Origin of the sequence: Pseudomonas lyxosi, assembly GCF_047758685.1 — a bacterium.
In the GTDB taxonomy this organism is placed as follows: domain Bacteria; phylum Pseudomonadota; class Gammaproteobacteria; order Pseudomonadales; family Pseudomonadaceae; genus Aquipseudomonas; species Aquipseudomonas lyxosi.
In genome coordinates, this window is record NZ_CP180481.1 from 4,907,497 (window position 1) to 4,922,265 (window position 14,769).

The window sequence follows — 14,769 nt, forward strand, 5'->3', positions numbered from 1 at the left end:
TGATGGGGCAATGGGACGTTTCATTTTGGCAGGTACTGAAAACAGAAGAGTCCGTGGGGGCACGGACTCTTGCAGAGGGGCTTACATGAAGGGCTTATGCAGGTTCGACCTGGAGGGCGACCCGTTCGCGGCATGGGCATTCGTCCATGTAGCGGTGTGCTTCGACAAACTCGGCAAACGGGAAGACCCGAGTCTTGAGCGGCAGCAGCACACGGTCGGCAGTCATCTGGTTGATGTCGCGCAAGGCGCGTTGCAGTGCGACCTGGTCCTGGATGATGCCCAGTTCAGGCTTGCCGGTGAAGTTGCCGATGCAGTGCACAAAGAACTGGATGTTCTTCTGGAACGCTGCGCAGGCCGGGAATGGCGTCTGGTTGCCACCTTGCAGGCCGTACAGCACCAGGCTGCCGCGAGGTGCAAGCACATCGCCAAGCAACGACATCTGTGGACCGCCGAGACCGTCGAACACAACGTCCACGCCACGGTTGTCGGTGATCTTGTTGATCTGCATCAGCAGATCCTGTTCTTCGGTGACGATGACTTTCTCGGCACCCAGGGACAGCAGATTCTCACGCTCTTCCGCCGTCTTGGTCGCGGCAATGACCCGGATACCCAGAGCCTTGCCCAGTTGTACAAAGGACGGACCGGCACAGTGACTGGCGTCGGTCACCAGGGCGAATTGCCCGGGTTTGACCCGTGCCAGATCGACATAAGCGAAGTAAGCGATCAGCAGCGGTGTGTAATGCACGCTGGCTTCGATCGGGCTGAGCACGTCCGGGTAACGGGTAAGTGCCGAGCGCGGCAGAACGATCTGTTCGCCGTAGACCGGATAATCGTTGGGGCTTTCAGCCGGGAAGCTGGCGACCTTGTCGCCGACTGCCAGATCATCGACGCCCTCGCCGACCACCGTAACGACGCCGGACATTTCATGGCCAAGGCCTGAAGGCAGACGAGCGTGGGACGAGGCCAGGTTCTGGCGCCAGAGAATATCGTACCAGCTGATGCCAATCGCCTCGACGCGCACCTGCACTTCGCCCGGCGCAGGGAGAGCGGCCGCATGCTCTTCGCATTTGAGCACCTCGGCTGGACCAAACTTGTGAAAACGGATCGTGCGGGACATCGCAAACCTCGTCAAAGAAACCTCTAATGCCCTGAACTCTATCTGGGCTTTCTACCCAAGACTATCAGTGGCTATTAATAGTCGACATGCCTGTCATTGATTCCGCAGCGCCGGTGACATCATCAAATGCCGTGAAAACCGAAGCAGTCATTTCAGGAAAACTGAATTACTCGGTGCAGAGTAGCAGCCTTTCCCCTTAATATTCATGCCGGCCATTGTTCTCATATGGCTGCTCTCGTCAAGCTTGATGACTCTGCCAGGACTCCAGATGAATCGTAATGACCTGCGTCGTGTCGACCTGAACCTGTTGATCGTTTTCGAAACATTGATGCACGAACGCAGTGTGACCCGCGCTGCGGAGAAACTGTTCCTCGGCCAGCCGGCCATCAGTGCGGCGCTCTCACGCCTGCGCGGGCTGTTCGATGATCCGTTGTTCGTGCGTACCGGCCGCAGCATGGAACCGTCCGCCCGTGCGGTGGAAATCTTCGCCCTGCTCTCTCCTGCACTGGATTCGATTTCCACCGCGGTCAGCCGTGCGGCGGAATTCGACCCGGCCACCAGCACCGCGGTGTTTCGCATCGGCCTGTCGGACGATGTCGAATTCGCGCTGCTGCCGATGCTGCTCAAGCGCCTGCGCGCCGAATCACCGGGGATCGTGCTGGTGGTGCGTCGGGCCAACTACATCCTGATGCCGAGCCTGTTGGCCTCGGGCGAAATTTCCATCGGCGTCAGCTACACCGCCGACCTGCCGGCCAACGCCAAGCGCAAAGTGCTGCGCCGCAGCATGCCGAAATTATTGCGGGCCGACACGGTGCCGGGGCCATTGAGCCTGGATGATTTCTGCGCGCGGCCTCATGCGCTGGTGTCGTTCGCCGGTGACCTGAGCGGCTTTATAGATGAAGAGCTGGAGAAGCTCGGACGCAAACGCCACGTGGTGCTCGCGGTGCCGCAGTTCAACGGACTCAGCACGCTCATCAGCGGGACCGATATCGTCGCGACCGTGCCGGATTACACGGCTGAAGCGTTGACGGCGGCCGGTGGTGTGCGGGCTGAAGACCCGCCGTTGCCGGTGCGCAGTTTTGAATTGCACATGGCCTGGCGCGGGTCGCAGGATAATGATCCGGGCGAGCGTTGGCTGCGGTCGAGGATTCAGATGTTTTTCGGGGACCCGGATAGCCTTGCTTGATCCTGATTATGCGTGAGGGCTTATGGCCCCATCGCGAGCAAGCTCGGCTCCTACAGGGATGTGTGGCGTTGATGACATTCCCTGTAGGAGCCGAGCTTGCTCGCGATGGCAGCGACTCGATCCAACGCCTTATCTTTGCATTCCCCGCAACACTGAATTGTCATCAATCTAATTGATAGCCGCCTAACGAAAGGTGCACGCTAGAGAGCTTGCATCGAACTTATATCATTCCGAATGATAGTTACCTTTGCCTCATTCGATTCGTGCGATACATCCTCGCCGAGCATCATCCGTCCATTCTCAATACATTGGCGGATGCATCCATGGAACAATCACTCAAACATTTACGCTTCCCGTTGGCCCTGTTGGCCGTACTGGTGATGAGCGCCTGCGGCAAGACTCCGGACACGGCCGCCACTATGCCCGCAGCCAAGGTCAGCGTGGCCAAGGTGCTGGAACAACCGGTTAATGAGTGGGACGAATTCACCGGGCGCCTCGAAGCGCCGGAAACCGTGGAGATTCGTCCACGGGTCTCTGGTCAGATCGATGAAGTGGCCTTCACTGAAGGCGCTTTGGTCAAGAAAGGCGACCTGTTGTTCCAGATCGACCCGCGTCCATTCCAGGCCGAGGTTCGCCGCCTCGAAGCCCTGGTTGCCCAGTCCCGCGCCAACGCCACCCGCAGCGAAAATGAGTCCCAGCGCGGTGAGCGTCTGCGCACCAGCAACGCGATCTCCGCCGAGCTGGCCGATTCGCGCACCAGCGCTGCTCAAGAAGCCCGCGCCGCCGTCGGTGCCCTCCAGGCGCAACTGGACCTGGCCAAACTGAACCTGAGCTTCACCCGTGTCACTGCACCGATCAGTGGCCGCGTCAGCCGCGCGGAAATCACCGCCGGCAACCTGGTGACCGCCGATACCACCGCGCTGACCAGTGTGGTGTCCACTGACAAGGTCTACGCCTACTTCGACGCCGACGAGCGTGTGTTCCTCAAATACACCCAGCTCGCTCGCCAGGGCAAACGCGGTGCTACCACGCCGGTTTACCTCGGCCTCTCCAACGAAGACGGCAACCCACACCAGGGTGTGATGAACTTCGTCGACAACCAGGTCAACCCGAAAACCGGCACCATCCGCGGTCGTGCCGTGTTCGACAACAGCGACGGCGCCTACACCCCAGGCCTGTATGCACGTCTGAAACTGGTTGGCAGCGGCACCTATTCCGCCGTGCTGATCAACGACGAAGCGGTCGGTACCGATCTGGGTAAAAAGTTCGTGCTGGTGATGGATGCCGACAACAAGACGGTTTACCGCTCAGTCGAGCTGGGTCCGAAGATCGAAGGTTTGCGCATCGTGCGCAGCGGCCTGAGCAAGGACGACACCGTCATCGTCAAGGGTCTGCAACGGGTTCGCCCTGGTTCGCCGGTCACTCCTGAAGTGATCCCGATGGCCAGTGAACAAACCCTCGCCGCTCTGGCTCAACAACGACAAGCGCTGGAAGCCAGCAACTTGCCCCAAGTCGCACCTGCCAAGGTCGCGCCGGGTTCGGTTGTGAAACTGGCTGCTGCGACACCACGCGGTTAAGGGATCTCTACGATGAATTTTTCCCAATTCTTCATTTCACGGCCGATCTTTGCAGCGGTGCTTTCGCTGCTGATCCTGATCGCCGGCGCCATCTCGCTGTTCCAGCTGCCGATCAGCGAATACCCGGAAGTGGTTCCGCCGACTGTTGTGGTTCGTGCCAACTTCCCGGGTGCCAACCCAAAAGTCATCGGTGAAACCGTGGCCGCTCCACTGGAGCAAGCCATCACCGGCGTCGAGAACATGCTGTACATGTCCTCGCAGTCCACCGCTGACGGCAAGATCACCCTGACCATCACCTTTGCGCTGGGCACTGACCTGGACAACGCACAGGTGCAGGTACAGAACCGTGTGACCCGGACCGAGCCAAAACTTCCCGAGGAAGTGACGCGCATCGGTATCACCGTGGACAAGGCTTCGCCCGACCTGACCATGGTTGTGCACTTGACCTCGCCGGACAAACGCTACGACATGCTCTACCTGTCCAACTACGCCTTGCTCAATATCAAGGATGAGCTGGCGCGTCTGGGCGGTGTCGGTGACGTGCAGCTGTTCGGCATGGGCGATTACTCGCTGCGGGTCTGGCTCGATCCGAACAAGACCGCTTCGCGTAACCTGACCGCCACCGACGTCGTGACCGCAATCCGTGAACAGAACCGTCAAGTGGCTGCCGGTGCACTGGGTGCGCCACCCGCGCCGAATGCCACCGCGTTCCAGCTGTCGGTCAACACCCAAGGCCGTCTGGTTTCTGAAGAAGAGTTCGAGAACATCATCATTCGCTCCGGCGAAAACGGTGAAATCACTCGCCTGAAAGACATCGCCCGCATTGAGTTGGGTTCCAGCCAATACGCGTTGCGTTCGTTGCTGAACAACCAACCGGCGGTGGCGATCCCGATCTTCCAGCGCCCTGGCTCCAACGCGATCCAGATCTCCAACGACGTTCGGGAGAAAATGACCGAGCTGAAGAAGAACTTCCCGGAAGGCATGGACTTCAGCATCGTCTATGACCCGACGATCTTCGTGCGCGGTTCCATCGAAGCGGTGGTTCATACCCTCTTCGAAGCACTGATCCTGGTTGTGCTCGTGGTGATCCTGTTCCTGCAAACCTGGCGCGCCTCGATCATTCCGTTGGTGGCAGTGCCGGTTTCGCTGATCGGTACGTTTGCCGTGATGCACCTGTTCGGCTTCTCGCTGAATGCCCTGTCGCTATTCGGCCTGGTACTGGCCATCGGTATCGTGGTGGACGACGCCATCGTGGTGGTGGAGAACGTCGAGCGAAACATTGGACTGGGATTGACGCCGGTCGAGGCAACCAAACGGGCCATGCGTGAAGTGACCGGTCCGATCATCGCGACGGCGCTGGTGCTGTGTGCGGTGTTTATCCCGGCCGCGTTCATCTCCGGGTTGACCGGGCAGTTCTATAAACAGTTCGCCCTGACCATTGCGATCTCGACTGTGATCTCGGCGTTCAACTCGCTGACCCTGTCGCCAGCGCTGGCTGCTGTGTTGCTCAAAAGCCACGACGCGCCGAAGGACGGTTTCTCCAAGGTTCTCGACAAGATCTTCGGTGGCTGGTTGTTCCGTCCGTTCAACCGCTTCTTTGACAAGGCCAGCCATGGTTATGTCGGCACCGTGGGCCGGGTTATCCGCAGCAGCGGCATCGCCCTGCTGCTGTACGCAGGCCTGATGGTGCTGACCTTCTTCGGTTTCGCCAACACCCCGACCGGTTTCGTCCCCGGCCAGGACAAGCAATACCTGGTGGCCTTCGCGCAACTGCCGGACGCCTCGAGCCTGGACCGTACCGAAGACGTGATCAAACGCATGTCCGACCTGGCCCTGAAACAGCCTGGCGTGGAAAGTGCGGTGGCCTTCCCTGGCCTGTCGATCAACGGCTTCACCAACAGCCCTAACGCCGGCATCGTGTTCGTGACCCTGAAACCTTTCGACGAGCGTAAAGACCCGAGCATGTCCGCCGGTGCGATTGCCGGTGCGTTGAACGGCCAGTACGCCGGGATTCAGGAAGCCTACATGGCGATCTTCCCGCCGCCGCCGGTACAAGGCCTGGGCACCATTGGTGGTTTCCGCCTGCAGATCGAAGACCGGGGCAACCTGGGCTATGACGAGCTGTACAAAGAAACCATGAACATCATCACCAAGAGCCACAACGTCCCAGAACTGGCCGCACTGTTCACCAGCTACACCGTGAACGTGCCACAGGTCGATGCAGCTATCGACCGGGAAAAAGCCAAGACCCACGGCGTGGCTGTCAGCGACATCTTCGACACCCTGCAGATCTATCTGGGTTCGCTGTATGCCAACGACTTCAACCGCTTCGGTCGCACCTACCAGGTCAACGTTCAGGCTGAACAGCAGTTCCGTCTCGAACCGGACCAGATCGGTCAGCTGAAAGTGCGTAACAACAAAGGCGAGATGATCCCGCTGGCGACCTTCATCAAGGTCAGCGACACCTCGGGCCCGGACCGTGTGATGCACTACAACGGCTTCATCACCGCTGAAATCAACGGTGCAGCCGCTCCCGGCTACAGCTCCGGCCAGGCCGAAAAAGCCATCGAGAAACTGCTCAAGGAAGAACTTCCAAACGGCATGACCTACGAATGGACCGACCTGACCTACCAGCAGATTCTGTCCGGTAACACCGCACTGTTCGTGTTCCCGCTCTGCGTTCTGCTGGCATTCCTGGTCCTCGCGGCTCAATACGAAAGCTGGAGCCTGCCACTGGCGGTGATCCTGATCGTACCGATGACCCTGCTGTCCGCTATTGCCGGTGTGATTGCTTCAGGAGGCGACAACAACATCTTCACCCAGATCGGCTTGATCGTACTGGTGGGGCTTGCCTGTAAGAACGCGATCCTGATCGTCGAGTTCGCCAAGGACAAACAGCAGGACGAAGGCCTCAGTCCGCTCGCCGCGGTACTGGAAGCTTGCCGCCTGCGTCTGCGTCCGATCCTGATGACTTCCTTCGCGTTCATCATGGGTGTTGTGCCTCTGGTCTTCTCCAGCGGTGCCGGTGCCGAAATGCGTCATGCCATGGGTGTGGCGGTGTTCTCCGGGATGCTCGGGGTGACCTTCTTCGGTCTGTTGCTGACGCCAGTGTTCTACGTATTGATTCGTAACTTTGTGGAGCGCGGTGAGAAGCGCAAAGCGGCCAAGGCCCTGAAACTGGAGGCGCAACAATGAGCCTGAAAGCCTTCCTTCCGAGCCTTCTGGTGCTGGCCCTGAGTGCCTGTGCCGTCGGCCCGGACTACAAGACTCCAGCCACTGAACCGGCCAACATCACGACCGCTACCGATGGCAGCGCCGGTCAGAAGAACTACGACCGCTCGCGTTTCGAAGGCATCTGGTGGCAGCAGTTCGAAGATCCGACCCTCAACCAGTTGGTGACTCAATCGCTGCAAGGCAACCGTGATTTGCGCGTAGCCTTCGCTCGCTGGAAAGCGGCCCGGGCCATTCGCGATGACGTCAGCAATGACGCCATGCCAACCATCACCAGCCGGGCCAGCAGTGACCTGGCCAAGGGACAGATCCCGGGCCAGACCACCAAACGGGTCAGTAGCGAACGCTACGACCTGGGCCTGGACATGGCGTGGGAGATCGACCTGTTTGGCCGTATCCAGCGCAACCTGGAATCTGCCGACGCCGAACAGCAAGCGCTCGAAGCCGATCTGTACCAATTGCAAGTCTCGATGATTGCCGAACTGGTGGATGCCTACGGCCAACTGCGCGGTGCGCAGCTGCGGGAAAAGATCGCCCTGGCCAACCTGAACAACCAGCAGGAATCGAGCAAGATCACCGTCAGCCTGCGTGATGCCGGCGTCGGCGATCAGCTCGATGTGGTCCGCGCCGATGCACGCCTGGCGTCCGTCGAAGCCAGCGTGCCGCAATTGCAGGCTGAACAGGTTCGGCAGAAAAACCGCATCGCCACTCTGTTGGGCGAGCGTCCGGACAAACTGACCGTCGACCTGAGTCCAAAAGACTTGCCTGCAATCGCCAAGGCCCTGCCGATCGGTGATCCGGGTGAACTGCTGCAACGTCGTCCGGACATACTCAGTGCCGAGCGCAAACTGGCCTCCGCCACCGCCCGTATCGGCGTGGCCAAGGCTGATTTGTTCCCTCGGGTCAGCCTCAGCGGTTTCCTTGGCTTCACCGCCGGGCGTGGTTCGCAAATCGGTTCCTCGGCGGCCAACGCCTGGGCACTGGGCCCAAGCATTACCTGGGCGGCATTCGACCTTGGCAGCGTGCGCGCCCGTTTACGTGGCGCCGATGCTGATGCCGAAGGCGCCCTGGCAACCTACGAGCAGCAAGTACTGTTGGCGTTGGAAGAATCGGAAAACGCCTTTAGCGACTACGGTAAACGTCAGCAGCGCTTGATCTCGCTGATTCGTCAGAGTGAATCCAGCCGCGCCGCGGCCGACCTCGCCCAAATTCGCTACCGCGAAGGCACTGCGGACTTCCTCGTCCTGCTCGACGCCCAGCGTGAGCGTCTGGCGGCTGAAGACACCCAGGCCCAGGCCGAAGTTGACCTGTATCGCGGCATTGTCGCGATTTACAAAGCCCTGGGCGGTGGCTGGCAACCAGAGACGGTCGCCAGCAAGTAATGTTTTAACGAGCTCCTTTGGTTGGCAGCAACCAACCAATTCCTTTGCCCTGCGCCTCATTCGGTCGCGGGGCTTTTTTTTGCCTGGTTTTTACTCTGTTCGGACTCAAGGATTGTTACGGTGGCCGTGGTCCCGGCACGCAGTCGGTTCTTGGCCGCGTAATCCGGGTCGATCTGTATCCGCACCGGTACCCGTTGCGCCAGTTTGACCCAGGTGTAACTGGGGTTGATGTTGGCCAGCAATCGACCGCCGGGCAGGTTCTCCCGGTCGGAAATGGCGAAGGCAATGCTTTGCACAGTGCCGCCGAAGGTTTCGCCACTCATCAATTCGATCCTGACCCGGTCGCCCTCCTCGATTCGCGGCAGCTTGGTTTCTTCAAAGTAGCCGCTGACATAAAACGAGTCGCTGTCCACCAGCGCCAACAGCGCGCCACCGGCCGCAGCATAGTCACCCTGACGGGTCAGCAGGTTGGTGACGTAGCCCGTCACGGGCGCTTCGACCCGCGTGCGCTGCAAGTCCAGTTCGGCCTGGGTCAATGCGGCGATGGCCAATTGCACGTTGGCCTGGGCCAAACCGAGATTGGCCTGGTTGCGCAGCAACTCAGCCTGCGCCACCGCCACTTCCGTGCTGGATTTCTCCCATTCTTCGCCAGAAATCGCAAACCGCTGCTTGAGCGTGCGCCGTCGGCGTTCTTCACTCTGACGCTGGCGGAGCAACGCTTCACTGGCGACAATCGTTGCCTCGGACTGACCCAGGGTGGCTTTCGCCACTTCCACCGAGCGCTTGGCATGCTCAACCGCCAGGACATAGCGTGCCGGGTCGATCTCCAGCAGCAACTGGCCTTTCTCCACATGCTGGTTGTCCTGCACGCCCAGACCAACGATGCGCCCCGAGACATCGGCGGACAAAGTCACCACATCGGCACGCACCCGTGCATCGCGGGTCCAGGGGGCGCGTGTGTAATGTTCCCAGGCAAACCAGCCGAGAACAAAGGCCAGCAACACCACTGCCACCGTCGCAAGTCGGGCAAGGATCTTCTTCAAAGCATCAAGCTCCCATCACCAGAATCAGCGTTGCGCAAACGCAGGCGTACAACGCGCCTTCGAACAAGGCTTCATGCCAGACAAACCGCAGCACGCCAAGGCGGCGCAAGATCCAGTCCAGCAGCAGGTAAATCGGCAGGGCCAGCAGTAACGCCTGGGCAATCGGCGGCAAGTAGACGCCACCCAGTTCAAAATCAATGGGCAAGGGTCGGCACTCCTTCCGTTTCTGCGGGTGAAAAGTATTTGCGATGTCGCTCCAGAAACGACACCACGATCAACAACGCCACGCGCATCCTGAAGACCGACCACAGGTGTTCATGAACGTCTAAATGCAAGTCGTCCATTTCATCGCCCAAGACACGCAGGTTTCCGAGCAGTTGCTCAAGGTCAATCCCGGGTCGCCCGGCGATCAATCGTCCCGTCTCACGGACGGCATCCAGCAAACGGTTTTGTTGTTGAGTACTGAGCAACGTGTTGCTTTGCCCCTGTTGCCTGAGCTGGTTCAACGCCACACCCAGTGCCATGCACCCGAGGCTGACTTCGAACAGCTCGCTGGATTGCTTGTCGTTGGTGGCCGGCAACAGTCCCAACATCATGGTCAGGCGATCGACCATGCGGCTTTCAAACGCAAATTGCTGCTCATCGGTGGTCGGCGTCTTCAGCAAAGCGTAGACCTGCTCACAGTTTTCATTGAACAGCCGGCGTATTCGCAAAACGGGCCTGAACGGGAAGATCAAGGCGTAGACACTGAGCGCCAGTGCGGCTGCGCAGATATAGGATCCGGCGAACTCGAACCACTGAATGGCACTGTTTTGGCCGATTTCTGTGTTTTGCGGGCCCAACAACAGCATTGTCGTTAGTCCAAGACCAATGCCTGTGCCCGTGGTTGGCGGACTGGACAGCCCCACCGCGACGGCATACAGCAAGGGGGTGAGCAACAAGGCGAGTAACTCGAAGTCACTGATCATCGGTATCAGCAGGAACAGATACAGCGCCGACACCACCAAGGCCAGACCCAGCCCCCTGGCAAAGCTCTGGCTGGCCAGCAACGGCCGGGGAAAAGTCGCCATCAGCGAACAAAGTATTCCCGCCACGATCATCCCGCCACGCGCCCCGTCCCAACCGGTCTCGATCCAGATCAGACCGGCCACCACCAATGCGATAAATGCGCGGATCGCGTTCATTGCCGCCAACGTGAAGTCCAGATGAAGTGGATTGTCCTGGCCGCGGAACATGCTACTGGCCGCACGCCCGTCCTGGATCGCGTCGCTCAGTTCGAGAATCTGGCCGAGCTGCTCCAGCATCCGCGCCTGTTCCCAGCGCAGTGCCCAAGCCAGTGAACGCAGGGTGGCTGGCATCGTCTCGGTGAGTTGTTCGGCCTTGTAGGCCTGGTCATCGAAACGCTGTTGCAGTGCCGAAAAACGCTGCCGGGCCTTGGTCGACAATGATCGCCCCTGCAAAGCCAATTCATCGAGAAAGACCAGTTCTTCGGCGCGCAAACGCTGTATCTCCTCCGGCAAGGCACCTTTCCAGCGCTCGGCAAGCAGCTCCCGCTGGTGACGCAAAGCCGTCAGCCGCGACGTCAACAACACCAGCTGATTGCCCAGCAACTGCACCAGCTCATTGGAGCTGCGCAACCGTGGCGCATCGAAATACAAATGCCGACGTACCCCCTCCAGGGCGCTGATCGCGCCGAGCAGCTGCATCTGCCGTCGATTGAAATCGGCTTCGCTTTCCTCGGTTCGTATGACCGCAGCGGCGTGGGTCGCGAGCAGCTTGATGACCTGATCGATCTTGGCGAAGTAATCCCGGGCAACCGCTTCCGGTCGCGCGGTGAGCAGGCTGACCACGCACACGCAAGCCACCGCCAATAGCGTCTCGGTCACGCGGGTGACGGCGAGAAGGAACGTGCCGTCCTGATCGGGCACTGCCAGCAATGCCACGACCACTGCCGTGTACCCGCTCAAAACAAACGCCTGGGAACTGGTGTAGCGCAACAAGGTGCCGCCAGCGGTGCATAGCGCCAGCCACAAGGCCAGGGTGAGGATGAAAGGCAGGGGCGCCTGGGGAAAGATCGCCATGATCAACACCGCCACGACCGCCCCGAGCGTGGTGCCGATGACCTGGCCGAAACTTCGGGCCAGGGCCATACCACCCAATGGCTGGCTGACGATGACCACCGCCATGATTGACCACTTGGGCTGCTCAAGGTCGAACAGGAACGCCAGATACAACGTCAGCAACCCGGCCACGATGGTCCGCAGGGCGAACAGCGCCACTCCGGGTCCGGGGTTGAGTATCGCTTTGAAGTACTGAAGCAGTGGTTGCATGGGAACGCTCATCGAGTCATCTCCAGCAAGCGTAGTCACTGCCAAGGCCCCTCGACGGGATTCAATGTCGACGCAACCTGTAGGCAAAATCATTGAAAAGCCAGACTGCCTTGAATCGACTGACTAACGCATTGAACTGAGTCTGGGTTTGACTCACAGCCCTGCCTGACCGAAGCTGGCACCTTTGCAACAGCTTGCCAGCTCCCGGATTCCTGCATGCCCCAGTCCCGCCGCTACTTGCTCATCAGCCTCTGCGTCCTGTTTGCCATCGGCCTTGCCTGGTTTTTCCTGCGCAGCACAACCCCCGCCGTGCCGGAGGCGATCAAGCGTGGCTACAGCGAGGCGCTGAACCAGGCTCGCGCAGGCCAACCGGGCGCAGCGCGGGTGCTCTACCAGCAATTGGCCCGCTCTGATATATCGGCCAAACGCCGCGTCTGGTTGCATGCCGAACTGCCCAACTACCCCAGCTCCGTGGCCCTGAAACTGGCGGATGCGGACTTGCAACATGAATCGCCGGACGTGCGCATCGCGGCGATCAAAAGCATCAGCGGTCTGGTACCCAACGGTCAGCGCAGCCTGCTGCTGGGCCCGTTACTCGATGACAGCGAACAGCGCGTCCGCTATGCCACCGTAAATGCCATGCTGGGGCTATCGCCGGACGATCTCGGTTTGTACTTCGGGCCGCTGGAGCAAGCCATCGACGCCTGGGAACAGGACCTGAAGAGTCAACCGGAAAGCGCCGACAACCAATATCAACTGGCTCGGCTGCATCTGCACAATGCCGAATGGAAAGAGGCGCAGCAGGCGCTGCAGAACACCTTGCGTCTTGCGCCCGGCAACCTGCCCGCGCTGGTGATGCAAATCGACGTGCTGGATCGACTGGGCCAAAACGATGCTGCCCGGCAACTGTTGGCCAAACAGCTGAAGGCTCAGCCCGACTCGGCCTACCTGCAACATGCCCTGGGACTCTGGCTGCTGCATCACGGGCAAAGTGAGTTCGCCCTGCTCGGCCTTTCCAAAGCCGTGGAGCTGGAGCCGGACAACAAGGATTACCGCTACGACCTGGCCACCACGCTTCACGATGAACAGGAGCTGGAAGCGGCGCAGAAACAGTTGCAGGAGATCGTCCAGCGCCATCCGGCCGACCGGAGAGCCCGGGTATTGTTGATCAACTACTGGAAAGAAAGCGGCCAGTTGCAGAACGTACAGATTCTGTTGGCGCAACTTGAGCAACTCAACCCCGACGACCCCGCCTTGCAGCAAGGGCTTTAACAACAGCAAAAATTTCGTTGAACTCGTCGTCTCGGCCAAGGGTCAAGAGAACAGGCAGTCCATTCAGGCACTTACGGCCTGCTGCCTCGTTTCCCTAGTCATGAGAGGGCATTTTTTGTCTACATCAAACGAGTTGATCAGTGCAAAAGCCGCCACCGGCATCGAAGGTCTGGATGACATCCTGGCCGGTGGATTGTCTCGCGGCCACGTGTTTTTACTGGAGGGTGAACCCGGTACCGGCAAAACCACCGTCGCTTTGCATTTCCTGTTGGCCGGCGCCCGTGCCGGCGAGCGCTCGTTGTACATCACCCTGTCCGAGACCGAGCGAGAACTGCGACAGGGAGCGTTGTCCCACGGCTGGGAACTGGATGAGAACATCCACATCTTCGAGCTGACGCCCCCGGAAAGCCTGCTCAATGCCGAGCATCAACAGAGTTTGTTGTATTCCTCGGACCTTGAACTGGGCGAAGCCACCAAGCAGATTTTCGAAGTGGTCGAACGGGTCAAGCCGACCCGAGTGGTGCTCGACAGTCTTTCCGAGATCCGTCTGCTGGCCCAAAGCTCATTGCGCTACCGTCGCCAGATCCTCGCGATCAAACATTACTTCGTGCGCTATGACGCCACGGTGGTGTTGCTGGACGACCTGACCACCGAATCCCTCGACAAAACCGTGCACAGTGTGGCTCACGGCGTCATTCGCCTTGAGGAACTGACCCCCAACTATGGCGCCGAGCGTCGGCGGATCCGCGTGGTGAAGTACCGTGGCCAGAAGTACCGTGGCGGGTTTCACGACTTCACCATCATGGGCGATGGCGTGCATGTTTTTCCGCGCCTGGTGGCCGCCGAGCACCGTGGTCGCTATGTCCGCCAGCAATTGTCCAGCGGCATCAAGGCCATGGACGCCCTGCTCGGCGGCGGGATCGAGACCGGTTCCAGCACATTGATCCTCGGCCCGGCCGGTACCGGCAAATCGCTGATCTCGATGATCTTCGCCGCTGCCGCCGTGGCTCGGGGCGAAAAAGCCGCACTGTTTATTTTCGATGAAGAGCTCGGTTTGTTGTTCGAGCGCATGAAGAACATCGGCATCGACCTCAAGGCGCTGCAAGACACTGGCAACCTGCTGATCGAGCAAGTGGACGCGGCCGAGTTGTCCCCCGGAGAGTTCTCCTACCGGGTTCGTCGCTGCGTCGATGAGGGCAATATCAAGACCGTGGTGATCGACAGCATCAATGGCTATCAGGCGGCGATGCCAGAGGAAAACGCGCTGGTACTGCACATGCACGAGTTGCTGCTGTACCTCAATCGCCAGGGTGCCGCGACCTTCATGACCGTCGCCCAGCATGGACTGGTCGGTGACATGCAGGCCCCCGTGGACATCACCTATCTGGCCGACACGGTCATCCTGCTGCGCTACTTCGAGGCGCTGGGCAAGGTTCGCCGGGCGATCTCGATCATCAAGAAACGCACGGGCAGCCATGAATCGACCATTCGTGAATACCGCATCAGCGCTCAGGGCATGACCATTGGTGAACCGCTGGATGCATTTCAGGGTGTATTGCGCGGTGTCCCGACCTATCTGGGTACCAGCAATCCTTTGCTTGAGGAACAAAGCCCGTGATTGCCCAGGAAGC

General features: G+C 59.8%; 10 protein-coding genes. 6 read left to right on the forward strand and 4 right to left on the reverse strand.

From position 1 onward, the window contains the following. Positions 1 to 94: 94 nt before the first annotated feature. On the reverse strand, positions 95 to 1,117 hold the full coding sequence (locus ACMXYI_RS22475) for a zinc-dependent alcohol dehydrogenase family protein (protein ID WP_415769137.1): 1,023 nt from the start codon (positions 1,115 to 1,117) through the stop codon (positions 95 to 97). A 268-nt stretch (positions 1,118 to 1,385) separates the two neighbouring features. Here ACMXYI_RS22475 and ACMXYI_RS22480 point away from each other — a divergent pair, with 268 nt between their 5' ends. From ACMXYI_RS22480 to ACMXYI_RS22495, 4 genes are all read left to right on the forward strand, one after another. Continuing rightward, positions 1,386 to 2,303, forward strand: a complete 918-nt coding sequence (locus ACMXYI_RS22480; RefSeq protein WP_008156370.1) for a LysR family transcriptional regulator — start codon at positions 1,386 to 1,388, stop codon at positions 2,301 to 2,303. Between the two features lie 323 nt (positions 2,304 to 2,626). Beyond that, on the forward strand, positions 2,627 to 3,880 hold the full coding sequence (mexE, locus tag ACMXYI_RS22485) for a multidrug efflux RND transporter periplasmic adaptor subunit MexE (RefSeq protein WP_033054979.1): 1,254 nt from the start codon (positions 2,627 to 2,629) through the stop codon (positions 3,878 to 3,880). A 12-nt stretch (positions 3,881 to 3,892) separates the two neighbouring features. Continuing rightward, positions 3,893 to 7,075 carry an efflux RND transporter permease subunit gene (locus ACMXYI_RS22490; protein ID WP_415769138.1) on the forward strand — a complete coding sequence of 1,061 codons (3,183 nt, stop codon included), beginning with the start codon at positions 3,893 to 3,895 and terminating at the stop codon, positions 7,073 to 7,075. Beyond that, entirely contained in the window at positions 7,072 to 8,493 is a 1,422-nt protein-coding gene (locus ACMXYI_RS22495; protein WP_415769139.1) for an efflux transporter outer membrane subunit, read from the forward strand. Before ACMXYI_RS22490 ends, ACMXYI_RS22495 begins: the two co-directional genes overlap by 4 nt. A 56-nt stretch (positions 8,494 to 8,549) precedes the next feature. Here the strand turns inward: ACMXYI_RS22495 and ACMXYI_RS22500 are convergent, their stop codons facing one another. Genes ACMXYI_RS22500 through ACMXYI_RS22510 form a run of 3 tightly spaced genes read right to left on the reverse strand, consistent with a single transcriptional unit; the run spans position 8,550 to position 11,878 of the window. Then, positions 8,550 to 9,536 (reverse strand): biotin/lipoyl-binding protein, encoded by a 987-nt coding sequence (locus ACMXYI_RS22500; RefSeq protein ID WP_415769140.1) that lies wholly within the window; start codon positions 9,534 to 9,536, stop codon positions 8,550 to 8,552. Between the two features lie 4 nt (positions 9,537 to 9,540). Then, on the reverse strand, positions 9,541 to 9,741 hold the full coding sequence (locus ACMXYI_RS22505; RefSeq protein ID WP_123363950.1) for a DUF1656 domain-containing protein: 201 nt from the start codon (positions 9,739 to 9,741) through the stop codon (positions 9,541 to 9,543). Continuing rightward, complete coding sequence (locus tag ACMXYI_RS22510) at positions 9,731 to 11,878, reverse strand: FUSC family protein (protein ID WP_415769141.1); 2,148 nt, start codon at positions 11,876 to 11,878, stop codon at positions 9,731 to 9,733. Before ACMXYI_RS22510 ends, ACMXYI_RS22505 begins: the two co-directional genes overlap by 11 nt. 204 nt (positions 11,879 to 12,082) lie before the next feature. Here ACMXYI_RS22510 and ACMXYI_RS22515 point away from each other — a divergent pair, with 204 nt between their 5' ends. Both ACMXYI_RS22515 and ACMXYI_RS22520 read left to right on the forward strand, forming a co-directional pair. Next, positions 12,083 to 13,138, forward strand: a complete 1,056-nt coding sequence (locus tag ACMXYI_RS22515; RefSeq protein WP_415769142.1) for a tetratricopeptide repeat protein — start codon at positions 12,083 to 12,085, stop codon at positions 13,136 to 13,138. Positions 13,139 to 13,253: 115 nt separating this feature from the next. Next, a complete protein-coding gene (locus ACMXYI_RS22520; RefSeq protein ID WP_415769143.1) occupies positions 13,254 to 14,756 on the forward strand; it encodes an ATPase domain-containing protein in 1,503 nt (500 codons plus the stop codon). The last annotated feature ends 13 nt before the right edge of the window (positions 14,757 to 14,769 follow it).